Origin of the sequence: Brucella pseudogrignonensis (assembly GCF_002252525.1) — a bacterium.
Taxonomy (GTDB): domain Bacteria; phylum Pseudomonadota; class Alphaproteobacteria; order Rhizobiales; family Rhizobiaceae; genus Brucella; species Brucella pseudogrignonensis.
The window spans coordinates 27150-41001 of sequence record NZ_NNRM01000042.1 but is presented as its reverse complement, the minus strand read 5'-3'; the positions used below and the strand labels follow the sequence as shown (position 1 = coordinate 41001).

Below are 13852 nucleotides of genomic sequence, written 5' to 3'. Positions count from 1 at the left end.
TAAGGCGGAACCTCGTTCCTACACGGCTCGCGTATCGAGATGGGCTTGGATGAAGCCTTTAGACCGATCCGGAATCCCGAAATTTTGCGTGGATCTTCGGTCGAACGGTTCGCCGAGATCGCCGGTAAAGTTTTGGCAGAGTTGAATTATGTGCACCCGTTTCGAGAAGGAAACGGACGGACGCAGGAGGCGCTGCTAGCATCTCTTGGTCGCGAATATGGTCATGAGGTTGACTTCACGGTCATTACCAAGCCGCGCATGATCGAAGCGTCGATCGCGACGACCAACGACCCCTCCAATCCGGCGATGAAACATTTCTTTGAAGACGCGATCGATCCAAACCGACAGGAAGCCATAAGAGTTGCATTCGTCGATCTGGAAATGCGCGGTGAGAATGCTTTCGAGCACAACGTGCGCAGCGCCAGGCCGGGCGAACAGGTTTCAGGTCAGGTTCTCGGTCACGATATCCGTGTGGCCAGCCTTGTTACCGATAACGGGATTGTTGCCGTCGATCGCGCCGACCTTCCAGAGCGGTTGCCCAATGATGATACCGAAATCACATTCACGGCTCGTTCTGACTTGTCCCGCCTGTCGCATCAAGATCAGGTCAGAAATGCAGATGAACCCGTCGTCGAACGAATGCCGCCAGAGCAGAAAAGCGCCGCGAACACATCCCGGCTTGCAGAGTTGTCGGCGCACAAGCCACCCGAGCGGGATTCCGACGACCGCGAACGATAAGCAGTGCAACCTCCGCGCCGAGGCCGGTCCCGTTCGCAACCGGTGACTGACATCTAGGCCGTCTCGTTCGTTGGCTGATTGACGGACAAGCTGCGATAGCCACTCTCCCATGCAACCGCTTCGCGGTCCTCCTCTTCCGTTGCGGCCCAAAGGGTGCATGGGCTCGTTTCGGCTATCTCCGTTTCTTGCCGTCAACCAACGAATGGAGACGGTTATGAACAATGTCAGCGACCTCCATCATCCCACGCCGATCCAGCGGCGAGGCCTATCGCGGCATCAATGTCCCTATGCTCTGGATCGCATCGCAGATGAACGGCTACGAGGACACCACCTGGATAACCTATCGTCAGGCAAAGGACATCGGCGGTCAAATCCGGAAGGGCGAACGTGGATCGCTTGTCGTTAAATATGGCACCTTTACCCCGAAGGATCAGGACGCCGATGACGACCGTTCAATCCCTTATCTCAAAGGCTACACGGTATTCAACGTAGAGCAGATCGAACACCTGCCTACCGAATATTACAGCCCAGCCGAACCGATGCCTATGGTGCCCGTGCCGCACAATGAAACCGTCGACACCTTTGTCCACCAGACCGGAGCTGTCATTCACTACGGCGGCACGAAGGCTTGCTATCGTCCTGGACCTGACGACATTCTCATGCCCGACCGGGAGCGTTTTTTAAGCGACGTCCACCTGTACTCGTCGCTTCTTCACGCAATTGGTCATTGGTCAGGCGCAAGACATCGCCTTGATCGTGACATGTCGGGCCGCTTCGGCACCAACGCTTATGCGCTCGAAGAGCTGGTCGCGGAACTGTCCGCAGCATTCCTTTGCGCTGACCTGGGCGTATCCCATGATCCTCGCGAAAACACAGCCGCGTACCTTGAAAGTTGGATGTCCGTCATGAAGGCGGACAAACGCGCCATCATCACTGCGGCGGCCAAAGCTCAGGCGATTGCCGATTATCTGCATGGGCTTACATCGATACACAGATCGGAGGTCGCGTAAGCGGCCTCCATGTCAAACAGGCCTTTTCTGCCGCATCGGATCTGACAGAAATAACAAGTTTATGAGATACTACTGTGTTCTGGAGCGAGCGGTATTATAAACATCTCCACGCTCACGTTTTCCAACGGCCACGACCAACACCGTCACAGTGTCGTCGTTGACGGAATAAACCAGCCGATAGCCTAATTGACGTAGTTTTATCTTATAGTGGTCAGGCATACCGTGAAGTGATGCGCTAACGACCCGCGGCGTTTCCAAACGTTCACGCAGTTTTTTCTTTAATTGTTCCTGGATTGTTGAGCCGAGTTTATTCCATTCTTTGAGTGCCGAGGGCAAGAATTCAAGCTTATAAGGCATCGATATCGACCGAAATTCCTTTTTCGTCGGCTCGTTTCCTGATTATCTCAGTAAGGCGAATATCGTCCAGCTTCTCGAGCATGTCTTCATAGACGTCAGCGGGAACCATATAAGCCATAATTCGATTATGATTAAGAACGGCGACGGTCTCGCCATTAGCCTCGTCCATAACTGCGGACGGACTTTTTTTGAGATCCGAAACACTAACCGCTATGTTTGCTTCCACACGTTGCATGACAAGTTCCGTATCCAATTTAGTGCGAAATTTAGTATCATATTAAGTCTGGCAATACAACAGTGCACCTGATCAGCCAATCGATGATTGGTTCTTAAAGCGTGTCGCGTTCAATCATATTCACACGATACGCTTTAAGCTTTTGTTTTTACGCATGTCTCTATCCCGAAACCGGTTCCCACTTTCGGGAGACACGCTTCAGATCGTGCATTTCGAGCAATTGTCGGCTATTCGCAATAGCCATCGCTGGCTTCGACTATTTCGTTGAATCCGTGCTTTGGGGTTTGGCATCGACCTGGCTTTGTAAGTCTGCCATTTTTTTAACCAACGAAAGCAAGTCACGCGTAGTGCTGTGCGGGAGATTTGCCACGAGTTTCGCAAGTTCGACGCGATCCTTGGCTTCCTCCTCACTTTTGCCCCACAAATGAGGTGCTGCCTCGTAAAGCATGTCGATGGGCATAACGTTCAGCACTTCGCAAATATGAACCATTCGAGTGACATGTAGCTTTGAAAACGCCCGCTCATAACGGCCATAAACTGGCGTAGACAGTCCCATCAGTGGCGCAAAATCAGCTTGTTTCAGGCCCGCTTTTTCACGTGCGTCGCGCAGGTATTTTGCAAGTCGCTGATCTATTTCTTCAAACGTGCTTATTCCGTTAAAACCTGAACGCCTGAAGACTGGTTTATCGATCTCAGGATCATTGGTCCTTTCCAAAGAATGCTCATTTGCGAAATCCAATGACTCACTACTCACGCTGGAACCCCTTTTACCTGCCGTGCCACAACGGCGATCATTACCATATTTTTCAGAAATAGCAGCACTTCAGAGTTCGTGTTCGCCTGTTTTCAGCGCGCGTTTTATATTGAAATGAAGGAGGAGGGCGCATTCGGCGCTAGCGTTTGGGATTCCAATGCCGATCGTCGTCACATCGGTTATCTGGATTTCACCGCCACAAGGCGCCAATCATTGGCCACCCCCTCGAAGACGGCTTCGATAGCTTTGGGCTCATTCAGCCAGCTTAGCGATGCAGACAATTCGCATGCAACAGTCTGCTCTTTGATTGGAATGCAACGCAGGACTGACACTTTGGAAGAACGGCCGTAATCGGCGTAATTCCAGTTCGACAATCGAAATAACTCCGTCCTGGCTGTTTCGTCATCAGGCCAAATGGCATCGTAGCTTTGCTTTGCCAGACTAGCGACCTTCTGTTCGTCGGTATGAAGATCTAGATTGGTGCGCAGCGATGGAGCGATATAGATCCCAACGGCAATTCCGACCGCAATGCCGATGAGAAAACTTCGACCAAGCATGATCAGTATCCGTTATCTTTAAGATATTGATCAATTGCGTCGCGGAGTATGACGGTCATTTTGAGACCGTTGTCGTGTGCTGCATTCTCAAGTCGACGCTTGGTTTCATAATCAAGCGAGACGTTGACGAAATGCTTACTTTCACGCTCACGGGATTTGCGAAGCTCACGCAGTCGGTTACGGGAGTCTTCCCGGCGGTTCGCATTTTCAATTGCATTTGCCCGGTGTTGTGCCGGTGTTGTCTCGAGAGGTTTAGCCTGCTTATTCTGTCTTGATGTCGCGGGCGCCGATTCATTTCCAATTCTTGCAGCGTCTTCGTCGTGCGTGTGCGAAATCGGCGGGGGAGAGGCAGTGACTTTGTCCAGATCAATAGAACGTTTTCGACGTTCCGCCACCGGGAAATCAGAAAGAGAGATTTTTCCCTTAGCCATCGATAGTCTCCCCTTGGTGCGCCACTTTAAGTTTCTCCAACTCCTCGACGAATGCATTCACCTCCGCTCTGGCCTTGAGAACCGGTTCACTCGGTTCGAGCATTTGTAGCGTGCCAAGACCGCTGCGGATTTCTCGATAGCAGTTGCGCTCGATCAACTCTGTATCGAGCAACACGGAATTATAACCGTGTTCGCTCAGATTTTGGACGAAAGGGCGAATGATCCGGTATTCTTCGAGATGCCGATTGACGATCGTGATGCGTGTTCGAAGAACTGCTTGAGGAATACTACGGTCAAGAAGGTCCGTTCGTGTCGCAATTGCCTCCGCGGCCTCACCAACTGCTTTAATCTCGTCTTGGGCGGGCTGAATGGGTGTGATGACGATATCTGAATGGTCGATTATCGTATCCATCACAACACTATCGACGCCCGGCGCGTCGATCAGTATGGCGTCATAGTTGCCCTCCTGTGACGCCATTAATTTCTCTATATTGTTCTGACGAAGTGCGGTCGCGAGCGAGATCGATGCCGGTACGTTGTCCTTTGCTTCGCACCGCTTCCACCACTCGGCTAAGTTCTGTCGTGGATCGGCATCAATGAGCAATACCCGTCGATTTTTGAGTGCGAGTTCACCTGCAGTCAAAATGACTGCGGTCGTCTTCCCGGCTCCACCTTTGCCGCTTACCGAAGATATTCGAAGTGTCACGATGGCCCTCCTGTACCTGGATATGCTGGTTTTCTTGGTGTCGATTATTGCCTGAAGCGCCGGCAATGCTGCCAACAGGGCGCGAGAATGCATGTGAAGATAAGATAGTTTCACACGATGTGACAATACGATTGGTAGCATGTGACACACCATGTGTTCACATCAAATAATCACATCACTCGATAACTGGAGTTTGGGAACATGTTTCTCCCAATGGAGTGTGAACCCCGGAGCCGCGCAAAAGCCGTTCGTGCCGCCCGCTCGTAGTCCGGCAAGGGCGAAGAGCGAAGCGTCCCTTGCTGGTGAGTACAGGGGTACACAAAGGCGAACAAAGCGTTCTGGTGGTGAACCTTGGTGAGCGTAATTTCTTTGCAGCGCCGGGGCGCAGCCTCGGCGTAAGGTAAGCGGAGCGAGGCCAAGTTAGACGAATATTGGACGGCTCCCTTGTAATTGGTTAGGCAGGATACGGAAAAATGTGCTACGTTTTTGCTAAGCAATCGCGAAACACGTCCGCGATTGTCGATTGCTGCGCTGAATTGGAGCTAACAACGCCTATGAATGAAGCAATTAATGAGGGTATGGGGGGCGTAAAACCCAAGCCGCAAACCATTCATAGCCGTGTCTCGGCGGACGAATATGACGCGATCGACGATGCCGCGAAGGCGGCTGATATGACGATGAGCGCATTTTTCAAGGCCGTGTTGCTGCAAGGCGCAGGGGTAAAGCCCATCTTCAATGATGAAGACAGAGCGCTTTTGTCCCTCATGCTTGAGGATATGCGCATGATTGGCATCAATCTTAATCAGGTCGCTCGAGCGCTGAATAGCGGTAAATCGGTTTCGGATGGCGAAATCCGAATGGTGGTCGGGGATGTGCAGAAGATGCAAGCGGCGGTTCTCAGTGAGTTGAGGCGCGTGACCAAACGGTCTGGGTATAGACACCGCAGCAAGGATTAGCGGCTATGGAATTCTTTCTCGGTGCCTTTGAGAGCGAATGGGAGCAGCGCCGTGCGGCGTTGCTGCATGAGCTTTCGCTGGGTTCGAGTGCTGCAAGCAGCGCCGAGGAAGAAATGCGGCGGAGGCTGCGCGAATTACAGATCGCAGGAGGTGCCGCAGCCGCAGGTGGTGCTTCAGTCCCGAAAATGCGCACGGGATCCTCAAGGGCACAGAGGATCCAGTTCTTTGGAGGCTCTGCAAGTAAGCCCGTTGCGGCAGCGAGGCCGATGGAAACACGTTTGGCCGCAGTGGCAGCAGGTAGTCAACCGGCTGTAGTCAAGATGGCGTCGTATGGTGGCGGCGCGCGTCTTGGCGCAATGGTGAATTATGTTGCCCGCAATGGTGAGATTAGCGTCGAAAAGGAAAACGGTGAGCGCCTTCAGGGTCGCGAGGATCTGGCCCGGTTGCGTGGCGAATGGGAGCCATTGTTTCAAAATCGAGCCGAGAGCAGGGATATCGGTACGTTTCGAGTGTCGATCGAAGCTAGCGGTTTCGCAACAGAAGAAGCTTTGCACCAGCTCGTACGCGATAGCCTGGCGAGCGCATTCGGTAATCGCAGCTTCGCTTATGCTGTTTGGCAGCCTTCACGTGGAGTTTTACAAGTTGACGGTATTGTAGTGTTGCGCAGTGCGGAAGGGGAACGGTTGACCGGCGACCCGAAGGCAGCGGACATTATTCAGAGGCGTTACAACGAAAGCGTAGCGTCCGCGCTGGCTAGGGCGCGGTTCCGTTTTACCAGCTATGGTAATGGCGTGGAATATGGCACTGCCAAGCTGCGCAATCTGGTCGAGGAGCATAAAGGTGACGTTCGTGACGATAAGGGTCGCGTCGTTCCGGATGCGCGTTCCGCAGGCAACCTGGTGCAAAAACAGTGGCGTCGCGAGTTGCACAGCCGTAAGGGCAGGGATGTGATGCATGTCATCATGTCTGCCAAAGCTGGCACCAATGTTCAGGCATTCGAAGGCGCTGTTCGGGATTTTCTAGCCGCGCAGTTCGAAGGACATCGCTACATATTTGCAATGCATGATCCGTTCAGCGATCCTAAAGAGGCAGAGCAGGGCGGAAAGCGACCGCATATCCACGCTCATGCCATTATCGCTATGCGTTCGGATGCCGGTGATCGGATCGAGACCTCGCCACAGGTGTTTCGCCAGTGGCGTGAGCTAATGGCTGAAAAGGCGCGCGAGCACGGCATCGCTATGGAAATGACCGACAGGCGCGAGTTTGCAAATGCTCCAGCCTATACGCGCAATCAGGTTCGGCCGGTTAATCACGAGGGACGAACGGAACATGAGGGGACGAGTGCGGCGGCTCAGGCGCGTTATGATGCCAAGCGCTCGGGTCGGCGGGGCATGGCGCGAAGCGTACGCAGCCGTGAATATACCGTAAAGGTAACTCAGAGTTGGGAGAAACTCGCGATGGCCAGCGGCGATCGTCAAATTGCCTCATACGCCATGCAGCAAAGAGATATCGTTGCATCAACCAGTTCGATTCAATCGGAAGCCAAAACTTCTCACATCGCTCATGCAGATTTTGGGTCACATTACCGCGCCAATTTGGTAAAGTTGCAAAACATCATTTTGGAGGGTGAAAAAGTGCGCGAAATGTCGAGAAGCGATTTTGAATCCTATGAGAAAGAAGTTGAAACAGCTTTGTTCCGGCTTGGCCGCAATCTCGAACCGGAAGACAAATCCGATCTGGATCAGGTATCGCAGTATGCGCGCGAGCATGTCAATCTCATGCGCGAGCATATGGAATTGACGGAACAGCGTGGATTGACCGTTGAAACCCCATCTCGTGAAAGCGAGCAGGATAGCTCGTCGATGCAGATCGCTCGCGAACCCGATTCCGAAATTGCAAAGCCCGCGCATGTTGTCGCGGAAGCGGATGAGGAACGGTCATCGGCAGATAATGTCAACGAACCTCGTTCCAGCATGGATGACGAGGAGAAAGCGGCGGCCGCATCCTACCGGGCTGAAATGGATCGTTCATTCCCGGATGAAATCACGAGACGATATTATATTCGTGAGGATCACGGGGGGACGCAGCGGGTCTTTGCCGATTCAAAGGGTGAGCGCGAAGTGTTCCAGGACAATGGAGAGAAGCTACGCGCTAAATCGTTCGATGCTCAGGGCGTTCGATTGATGATCGAAACAGCCGCGCATCGAGGCTGGACGAGCATTGAGATCACGGGCAGCAAGGAGTTTCGCCGTGAAACGTGGCTTGAGGGTCGGGCGCACGGTATTTCGGTGAAGGGCTATCAGCCTACGGAACTGGATTGGCAAGAACTGGCGCGGCGTGAACAAGCCTATTTGCGTAATGAAATTATCCCTATTGAGGGTAGGGCGCTCTATGCATCTTATCAAGATCAGCCACAATCCTCTGGCGCAGATCAGTCGAGCAAAGTCGATAGAGACCAACAGGGTGGGGTTAACTCCGAAACGCCGCAGTCCAAGACTGCCGACTATAAGGAGGGTGTGCAAGGTATCCTCGTTGAGACAGGCGAAAAGCCCTATCAGGATAATGAAAAAAATGAGCCTTCGCCATTTGTCGTGATTGAAACGGCCAATGGCAATCACACGGTCTGGGGTGTCGGATTACCCGATGCGTTGCATCGGGCCGGCGCTAATATTGGCGATGAAATTCATTTGCGATCCACTGGTACGGAATGCGTTTTGAAGACCGTCATTCAGGAAGTCGATGGTCAGAAGCAGCGTGTCGAGCAAGTGGTCGATCGCCGGGCATGGGAAGCGAACGTGCTTGAAGAGCGGGATCGGACAGATGGAAACGTCGAAGGTTCCAAACAGCTCGACAATCAGGTTAATATAGAAGTGAAGGGTGTTGCTCGCGATGGAGAAACTATGCGCACCGATCCACCCCAGCAACAAGTTCCACGATTGCAGGAACTAGAACAAGAGCAGCAGCAAAAGAAGGAGCGCGACGAACACGAGCGTTAAACGACCATGCGACACGATTACATCTATAATTCACCTCCCGATCCGAAGACCGACGACGCCCTTGCGAAGTTCTTTGCGGTTCTGTTCTGGCTCGTTCTGGGGCTGGTAGCGATCGTGTATGGTGCTACTGTTGTTCAAGGTTGGTTCAATGCGACCGCCTCATGGATTACTGATATATTCGGGTACGTATTGAGCTTGTTGCCGTTTTGATGGTTGAACGCAATCCATTCAGCTTGAGCCCCTATGACTTCGGCATCATCATTGAATTTTCATAAACACCGCCCAATATTAGACACAAAAATTTAGCTTTCGCTTTAACCAAACTAACCCCCAGTTTAAGCATGTGCAGAGGCTGTAGAGAGGGGCGAATGGAATTTGACTATCAAGGAGGTAGTTCATTTTTTCACACGAAAACCACATGCAAGCATAGACCTCTTACATCAAATACGAAAAACTCAAAGACGACGATATTGAGCGAAACTTGTAAGAGACTTTGAACTGCGCCGCCAAATAAATCCAGTGTGTCTAAGGTCCATCCGCTGTTGGTTGACTAGACTAGTCGGAGACTGCTCATTTTGAGCGAATGGCTACCCGCAAAGTGGTAAGTTGCTTTAGCATCGAGCAGCAGGAATCTGTCGTCTAACCGCGTGATGACAGAATCGGCGCGAATTGGTTGATCTGTTCGATAGTAAGCTGATCGTTGGCACTCTGATTCTACAGGAAGTCGCTGCAGGCTGCTTCAGCCTGCAGTATTATTGAAGATTGGTGGATTAAAACTTGTTCAAATCAGCCCCTCTCGTTTCAGGAGCCATCGCGACACCAATCAGAGTAATCAGGCCTATTATGGTGGCGTAGATCGCCACAGGAATATAGCTTCCGCTACCCCATGATAACAAAGCCGTAGCTATGAATGGCGCGATGCCTCCAGCAAATACCGCAGAGACTTCTCTGACGATGGAAATTGCTGTGAAGCGAGTTCGTGCACCAAATAATTCATTGAAAAACGCGCCTTGAACAGAGAGCATCGAGTAGTTCGAAATTGCAATCGAGAACGCGATTGTGCAGACAATGATTGTTGGGTTTTGTGTGTTAAGTAACCAGAAATACGGATAAATCCCGAATGTGAAAAGTGCCGCTCCAAAAAGATAAACCGGCTTTCGACCTATGCGATCAGAAACGTAACCGAGGAGGGGAATTGTAATAATTCCGCATGCGGCGCCTATTAGTACTCCTGTTAAACCTATGTTACGATCAATCAATAGTTGAGACGTGATATAGGATAATGTCCAGACTTGAAAAAGATAGCCTGAGACATTCTCTGCGAAGCGTGCGGCAAAAGCCATCCAGAAGCGAGATCCAGAGTCCTGAATCATGTCCCTGATTGGTGCGTCGGAGGTCTTCCCTTCTTCCTTAAGCTTATGAAAGGTTGGAGATTCATTGACTTTCAATCGTACGAAAATGCCGGCGATGACAGCAAAAATGCTTAACAGGAAAGGGATTCGCCAGCCATAACTCATAAATGCCTCATCGGACATAGAGTTACTTACGACAAAGAATGCTCCTGCGGACAGTAATGTCCCGAGACATACGCCGAGCGTTGGTAAGCTTGCATAAAGTCCACGCTTGTTGACGGGTGCATACTCGGCTGCAAGTGTGACCGCACCACTAAATTCTGCGCCCGCTGCCAAGCCTTGGATGATGCGCATGCCTATAAGTAGTGCCGGTGCTGTAATCCCAATGGATGCGTAAGTTGGTAGCAAACCTATAAGCATGGTGCCGAAGCCCATCATGATGAGGGTCACAACGAGTACTATCTTGCGACCATGAAGATCGCCAATACGGCCGAAGATAATTCCGCCGAGGGGGCGAGCGAAAAAGCCAACGGCGTAGGTTCCGAACGCTGCAAGTGTGCCTGCAAGCGGTGACAAATCCGGAAAGAAAATGCGGTTAAAAATCAGTGCTGCAGCAGTGGCAAAGATGTAGAAATCATACCACTCCAAGGCGGTTCCAATTAAAGCCGATGTAACGGCCCTGCGTACTTCAGAAGACTTTTTCGTTTCGTCCACACTTCTATCGATGTTACGGGTGTTGACACGTTCAACGTGCGTTACGGTCATAATAGCTCCTCCCCAGGATGATTGAATTAGTGAAAACAAGTAGACTGTGCTGTAGGCTACAGCCTCGCGCCTTGACAGCTATGGTCGATTGGGTGGTGTCTTCTGTTATGAAGGGTTTAGACTGGCCCGATAGAGTCGCTGTAACTGGTTTGATACTTCTCGCCATTCCCTTCGCTCGAACAGCGACGTTCGCAGATACTCCGATCCGTTTGTTTGGAAGGATATGTAGCCATTGTAGCGGGGACGCACGTAAGCATGAGATACACTTTCAAACGTGCTTGAATAAAAGTCAGACCACTCGTGATTGAGAGAAACGTCAGCCCATGCACTTTTTGAGGATGGTTGTCCTTGGTGTTGAGGAATAAACCTTGCTTGTACCTCTTCTTTCATCAACCATAATAAGTGTGCTTTTAGCTGGGGGGTCATCGGACATCGCCGCGATACAGCAATGCCGGTTCCTCCCAATGTGGAACCAGGCATTCCTCCCTTGGACCACGCGGGCGCGTTTGAAAAGGAGATCCTTTGCCCCAATACCTTTGATCTGTCCGCATAGTTTACATAGCCATAGATCAACGGACACATGGCTATGTCAGAGTTTATAGACATATGTTCGAGAATGCCTATCGGATTGAGATCTATTGCGTTGCGAGGAGTTCTCTGTGCTAACTCCACCATCAGCTCATAAGAATCTCTTCCCCCTTGTTCATCGATGAGAATCTCGCAATCCGGATCAGCAGGTTTTCCCATAGATGCGAGGATAGAAAAGTAACTTAGCAATGCATGAGGGCCGGCTAACGAAAGGGCAACCTTTCCTGTCTCTGCCGATAGATTGCTGATGTCATCCCAACAAAAACCGGAGACGCAGGGTTCGATCAGATCGCACCGCCAGGCACTAACCTGCGTCGCGGCGTCAAGCGGAACGGCCCAGTGATTGCCATTCATTGCGTAGCTGCGGGCCGACGGACCGATGCTTGTCCCAACAAGTTTTACAAGCTCGGAAGCCTCGAAAATCTCCTCAAGAGGTAACAGGCAATTGCTTTCGATGGCCTCGCCCAGGTGTGGGTGGTCGAGTACCACCAGATCGTAGCGTGCGCAAAGGTCTGCTATTGGCGAAGATTCAAAGCCCTCCAGAGGTTGCTTTTTCCAGTTAATCTTGACGCTGGTTTCATTATGGATTGCAGCTGCCGCGAGTGCATTGTAACCGCGAGGGTGATCCCAGGTGAGCCCGATGAGCGGCGCTGACATTGTCACAATTCACCTGTGACAACGATACCAGACTGCTTTAAAGCATGGATCTTGGCTTCGTCATAACCGGCTTCTCGCAAAACTTCGTCGGTATGCTGCCCAATAATGGGAGCGCCTCGCTCCACACTTGATGGCGTCTTTGAAAATTTGATCGGAAACCCTGGTGCTTTGATACGTCCTTCTGTCGGGTGATCGTATTCGACGAACGTGCCGTTATGAGCAATCTGTGGATCGACCAGTAGGTCATCATAGCCATAAACTGGGCCGCACCATATATCGGCTTCGCGCAGAAGATACATCCATTCATCAGTGGTTTTAAGTTTCAGGCGCTCCCGTGTTTTTGCAAAGATTTCGTCACGGTATTTCCAACTATCGTCTTCATCGTTCATCGTTAAAAAGCTATCTTCTCCAATTACTTGGCCGAATTTTGCTAAAGGTGGGAATGCTATGATGATAAAGCTATCGGAGGTTGCGAAAGCCCCATAAGGCGCCCGGATATAGACATGAGCATGAGGTTCGGCTGATCGTTGTTGTGGTCGGCCGCCAACCGTGAATACGGACAATTCCTGCATCTGCAGCGTGACGATTGCATCAAGCATATTAACCTGCACCAGCTGACCTTCACCGGTCCGCTCCTTGTGGAGCAGGGCTGCAAGTGCGCCCTCAAATGCTGTATAAGCCGTAACGGCATCAACGAGGTATTGCCCAGCTGCATTGGGAGCCTCATTGGCCCGCCCGGCCGATAACATGGCCCCCGATAATCCTTGCAAAACGAGGTCTTGTCCTGGACGGTCCACATACGGCCCTTCCTCGCCGTAGCCGGACATGGAAACATAGACCAAACCCGGATTGATCTTGGAAAGTGCTTCGTAATCAACCCCAAGACGTTTTGCTACTCCTGGTCTGTAATTCTGCAAGAAGACGTCCGCGTCTTTGATCAGGTCAAGTAACACCGCTTTGCCCTCATCGCTTTTCAGGTCGACTGCCAAAGACCGTTTGTTTCGATTGAGAGAGAGAAACGAGACATTAATCTTGTTGCCGGAGGCTCCTCCGGCGGCAACGTGGCGCTGCCATTCTCCGGTTACCGGCTCGATCTTGATGACATCCGCGCCGAGATCGCCAAGCCGCTGTGTTGCAAATGGACCGGCCATTGCGATTGAACAGTCGATGACTTTATATCCCGATAGAATTCCCAATTTTTATCTCCAAGACTGTCGTGAATGTTTTTAGTGGTGGATAGCCGTTCCGTTCAGTGGCTTGGACGGCAAAGAACCATAATTTGATTGGTTCCTTCCTGAACGGTTTCTCCTTGTTGGTTCGTCGCGCGGATCTCGAGCGTAATGATCCCGCGATTACCCTTGCTGGTCAGGCGCTTGTCAGTAATGCGTAAATGGGCTTTTAGCTGGTCGCCGATAAAGAGAGGACCGGTAAAGCGCCAGCTCCAGTTCAGTGCCGCAACGACATGAAACTGTACAAGGCAGCGGTTCTTGAGCGCATCGATCATCGAAAGACCGAGCAAACCATGTGCAAGGCGACCACGAAACCCCATTTCCCGAGCAAATTCTTCGTCAACATGGACAGGCGTGAAATCACCCGTTAGTCCGGCAAAGGTCAGGATATGATGCTCGCCCAATGTGATGGCGGGGGTGTCGTAGGAATAACCGGTTTCAATGTCTTCAAAGTAGTTCTTTTCACTCAGTCGCATCACATGCCCTTACGTCTTATATGAATATGGTAGCGCTATCATTGA

14 protein-coding genes and 1 pseudogene are annotated in these 13852 nt (G+C 51.5%); 5 read left to right on the top strand and 10 right to left on the bottom strand.

What is annotated here, in order from left to right; translation table 11 throughout:
- Window positions 1-3: 3 nt before the first annotated feature.
- Together CEV34_RS19360 and CEV34_RS19355 are read left to right on the top strand one after the other, a co-directional pair.
- A pseudogene (locus CEV34_RS19360) lies at window positions 4-738 on the top strand (Fic/DOC family protein); the annotation flags it as partial.
- Window positions 739-959: 221 nt separating this feature from the next.
- Window positions 960-1748, top strand: coding sequence for an ArdC family protein (locus CEV34_RS19355; protein WP_235819114.1), 789 nt, complete (start codon window positions 960-962; stop codon window positions 1746-1748).
- A 69-nt stretch (window positions 1749-1817) separates the two neighbouring features.
- Here the strand turns inward: CEV34_RS19355 and CEV34_RS19350 are convergent, their stop codons facing one another.
- The 6 genes from CEV34_RS19350 to CEV34_RS19325 all read right to left on the bottom strand — a co-directional run bounded on the left by CEV34_RS19350 (window position 1818) and on the right by CEV34_RS19325 (window position 4788).
- Window positions 1818-2105, bottom strand: a complete 288-nt coding sequence (locus tag CEV34_RS19350) for a type II toxin-antitoxin system RelE family toxin (protein ID WP_165902970.1) — start codon at window positions 2103-2105, stop codon at window positions 1818-1820.
- Window positions 2095-2340: a type II toxin-antitoxin system Phd/YefM family antitoxin gene (locus CEV34_RS19345; protein ID WP_094544282.1), complete on the bottom strand. Its 246-nt coding sequence runs from the start codon at window positions 2338-2340 to the stop codon at window positions 2095-2097. Before CEV34_RS19345 ends, CEV34_RS19350 begins: the two co-directional genes overlap by 11 nt.
- Before the next feature lie 256 nt (window positions 2341-2596).
- Entirely contained in the window at window positions 2597-3094 is a 498-nt protein-coding gene (locus tag CEV34_RS19340; protein ID WP_094544281.1) for a helix-turn-helix domain-containing protein, read from the bottom strand.
- 179 nt (window positions 3095-3273) lie between these two features.
- Complete coding sequence (locus CEV34_RS19335; protein WP_094544280.1) at window positions 3274-3651, bottom strand: hypothetical protein; 378 nt, start codon at window positions 3649-3651, stop codon at window positions 3274-3276.
- 2 nt (window positions 3652-3653) lie between these two features.
- Complete coding sequence (locus CEV34_RS27400; RefSeq protein ID WP_235819113.1) at window positions 3654-4082, bottom strand: hypothetical protein; 429 nt, start codon at window positions 4080-4082, stop codon at window positions 3654-3656.
- Window positions 4075-4788, bottom strand: a complete 714-nt coding sequence (locus CEV34_RS19325) for a ParA family protein (RefSeq protein WP_094544312.1) — start codon at window positions 4786-4788, stop codon at window positions 4075-4077. The genes CEV34_RS27400 and CEV34_RS19325 overlap by 8 nt, the downstream gene beginning before the upstream one ends.
- Before the next feature lie 554 nt (window positions 4789-5342).
- On the opposite strand from CEV34_RS19325, the gene CEV34_RS19320 reads away from it, so the two are divergent.
- From CEV34_RS19320 to CEV34_RS19310, 3 genes are read left to right on the top strand one after another with little or no spacing between them, the layout of a single operon-like run.
- Window positions 5343-5744 carry a plasmid mobilization protein gene (locus CEV34_RS19320; protein WP_235819112.1) on the top strand — a complete coding sequence of 134 codons (402 nt, stop codon included), beginning with the start codon at window positions 5343-5345 and terminating at the stop codon, window positions 5742-5744.
- A gap of 5 nt (window positions 5745-5749) precedes the next feature.
- Window positions 5750-8740, top strand: a complete 2991-nt coding sequence (locus tag CEV34_RS19315) for an LPD7 domain-containing protein (RefSeq protein ID WP_094544278.1) — start codon at window positions 5750-5752, stop codon at window positions 8738-8740.
- Window positions 8741-8746: 6 nt separating this feature from the next.
- On the top strand, window positions 8747-8950 hold the full coding sequence (locus tag CEV34_RS19310; RefSeq protein ID WP_094544277.1) for a hypothetical protein: 204 nt from the start codon (window positions 8747-8749) through the stop codon (window positions 8948-8950).
- A gap of 560 nt (window positions 8951-9510) precedes the next feature.
- Here CEV34_RS19310 and CEV34_RS19305 read toward each other — a convergent pair.
- From CEV34_RS19305 to CEV34_RS19290, 4 genes are all read right to left on the bottom strand, one after another.
- Window positions 9511-10857 carry an MFS transporter gene (locus CEV34_RS19305; protein WP_094544276.1) on the bottom strand — a complete coding sequence of 449 codons (1347 nt, stop codon included), beginning with the start codon at window positions 10855-10857 and terminating at the stop codon, window positions 9511-9513.
- Window positions 10858-10962: 105 nt separating this feature from the next.
- Window positions 10963-12102 carry a carbohydrate ABC transporter substrate-binding protein gene (locus CEV34_RS19300; protein ID WP_210199579.1) on the bottom strand — a complete coding sequence of 380 codons (1140 nt, stop codon included), beginning with the start codon at window positions 12100-12102 and terminating at the stop codon, window positions 10963-10965.
- A 2-nt stretch (window positions 12103-12104) separates the two neighbouring features.
- The gene (locus tag CEV34_RS19295) at window positions 12105-13298 is read right to left on the bottom strand and encodes a CaiB/BaiF CoA transferase family protein (protein WP_094544274.1); all 1194 of its coding nucleotides are present in this window, start codon (window positions 13296-13298) and stop codon (window positions 12105-12107) included.
- A gap of 53 nt (window positions 13299-13351) precedes the next feature.
- The gene (locus CEV34_RS19290; RefSeq protein WP_094544273.1) at window positions 13352-13807 is read right to left on the bottom strand and encodes a MaoC family dehydratase; all 456 of its coding nucleotides are present in this window, start codon (window positions 13805-13807) and stop codon (window positions 13352-13354) included.
- Window positions 13808-13852: the final 45 nt, after the last annotated feature.